The 2436-nt window shown below is 69.5% G+C and carries 1 protein-coding gene; it reads right to left on the bottom strand.

Going from position 1 to position 2436, the window contains the following annotated elements; all coding sequences use genetic code 11:
- Positions 1-90 precede the first annotated feature (90 nt).
- Positions 91-1188, bottom strand: a complete 1098-nt coding sequence (gene mycP, locus IE217_RS34280; protein WP_229865860.1) for a type VII secretion-associated serine protease mycosin — start codon at positions 1186-1188, stop codon at positions 91-93.
- Positions 1189-2436: the final 1248 nt, after the last annotated feature.

Genomic DNA, 2436 nt, shown 5'->3' with positions numbered 1-2436 from the left:
TGACTCATGCCCTCGAAGGACGTACCACCACCAGAGCCAGAACCCTCGCCCACCATCAGACCTCCCCCGTCACTTCAGCGCACCACTGTGTCACGACGCCGAGCGCCTTCGCCTGCCCACAGTGATCAACGCCACCACACCGCCCACGACCAGGACGGCACCCGCGATCAAACCCAGCCACAGCATGCCGCCGCTTCCGTTCTTCGGCGCATCGGCGGCGGAGTGTGCGCCCTTGTGAGCGGTACCGGCCGCCGGCTTCGCCGACGAGGGCGCCGACGCTGAGGCGGTCGCCGTCGTCAGGTCCGTGAGCGGGTACACGTCCGCCGGGCCCGGGTCGCCGGGGTTCTGCAGTGCCACGCGCGGGCGGACGATGCCGTAGCCGATGGAATCGTTGCGTTTCGCACCGTTGGTCGGGGCACCGAGGGTGTTCAGCATGACCCGGAGTACCTGGTTGTTCGTCCAGTCCGGGTGCTTGGACCAGATCAGCGCGGCGCTGGCGGAAGCGAGGGCGGTGGCGTCACTGGTGCCCCAGCCTTTGCAGAAGCCCGTCTTGCTCGTACAGGCGGCGACCATGTCCTCGCCGGGCGCTGCCATGTCCACCTGGGAGCCGTACTCGGACCAGGACGTCCGCCGGAGGTTCCTGCCGACCGCGGCCACTCCCACCACTCCCGGTGTCGCCGCGGGATACGCGACCGGATTTCCCTGGTCGCCCTCATTGCCGACGCCGGCGAAGACCAGGGTCCCCTTCTGCAAAGCGTACTTGACCGCCGCTGTCAGACCTGGCGAACCCTTGTCCGCTGCCATGGAAATGTTGATGATCCTGGCGCCTGAGTCCACCGCGTAGTGAATGGCCTGCGGCAGCACCTTGTTGAACTGCGCTGTGGCTGCCGCCCCGTTGGCGGCCGCGGTGGACTTGGGCAGGCGCACGGGGAGGATCTTCGCTCCCGGCGCCAGTCCGAAGGTGCCGTTTCCACCGTTCGCCGCTCCCGTTCCGGCGATGAGACCCGCCATGCCCGTGCCGTGGCCGTCGTAGTCCGTGTGCGCGTCTCCCGGCTGGCCGACAGCGAAGTCCCTGCCGGGGAGAACACGGCCCTTCAGATCAGGGTTGTCAGCTTGCACTCCGGTGTCGATAACGGCGACCGTGACGCCCTTGCCCGTGCTGATCTGCCACATCTGCTCGGCCTTCATGGCGTCCAAGAACCACTGCTGGCCACGCATTCCCTCGGCGTGTGCCGGCACAGCCGCCGCGCCTGTCAGGAGAAGGCCTAGTGCGACCGTTGCCACGGTCCTACGGCACCCGGATCGAGGCCTTCTGATGAGCATGCGTGTCCCTTCCCCTTCGCGGGCTGTCAGTCGGTGGCCGGGTGGGCCGAATCACGGCGGTCCTGCCTCTTCCGCTCATCCTCGGTCTGGCGCTCTTGCGGTGCGGAGCTACCGACTCGTGGCGATGTCCTGGTCGTGGGGACGCCACCAGAGACTCCTCCCCTCGTGGGAGCACCGGAGGCCACGGTCCTCTCGTTGTTGCCGGGTCCAGTCGCACGAGAGGGCGTCCGGGCAGCGGTCTGCGGGGCGCCACCCACGACTCGCCCTGCGGGGAAGCTGGCGCGACTACCCACGGCGCCCATCGGGCGGCCGGCCGGCTGTGCTGAAGGTCCACTGCCGGCTGCGGCCGTACGCCCCACTGCGCCACGCGGCGGCGTCCTCGCTTCTGGTGCGCCCACCACCGCTCCACGCGGGATGGCTCCTGCCGGCCTGTCGATCGGCGAGGCGGTGGGGCGTCCACCGACGATGCCGGGGCTAGTCGGCGCTCGGCCGATGTTCGAGTTCGACGTGGATGGGACTTGCCCAGGGGTGCTCGGCGTTCGTGAGGTGGCTCCGGGGCCCGTTGGCATCCCAAGACCGCCGGCGCGAGGCACACTGCCGGTTCCCGGCCCCGTCAAGGGTGGGAAGGGTCCTACTCCCCTAATCTGCCCGGACGGCATCGCTGTGCCACCGGGAAACGCGGGCGGGACGAGCATCTGCGGGCGTACCGGGCCGACGTTCCCTCGCTGAACGCCCGGCGTGCCGGCAGGTGCGCGTGACCCGTCCGGCAGGGTGCCCACGGAATCGACATGGGTGCGGACAGGGGCCTCTGGCTTGGCCGGCCCGGGGATTGCCGGATCACCGAAGTGGTGCGGCGACGTCGCGAGGTGAGGGGTCGAGGACACGTTCGCGTGCGGGACGGTGTCTCGTGCGTGGGGCGTCGGCACCACTTCGGAAGGCGCGGAGTTCAGCGCCGTACGTACGGACGGATGGTCGCCGTTGCCACCGCCTACAGGCCCTACGCCGGTCGCCTCGCCGACCATCAGGGCTCCCGGGGGTGCGATGGCTTTAGGGGGTGGTGGGAATTTGGGGCGTTGGAGGGTGTTCATCTGGGTGGCGGACAGGTCGTAGGAC

Origin of the sequence: Streptomyces naganishii JCM 4654 (assembly GCF_014650575.1) — a bacterium.
Lineage (GTDB): Bacteria > Actinomycetota > Actinomycetes > Streptomycetales > Streptomycetaceae > Streptomyces > Streptomyces naganishii.
Note: the sequence above shows the minus strand (reverse complement) of the source record. Positions and strands in the feature narration are given on the sequence as shown.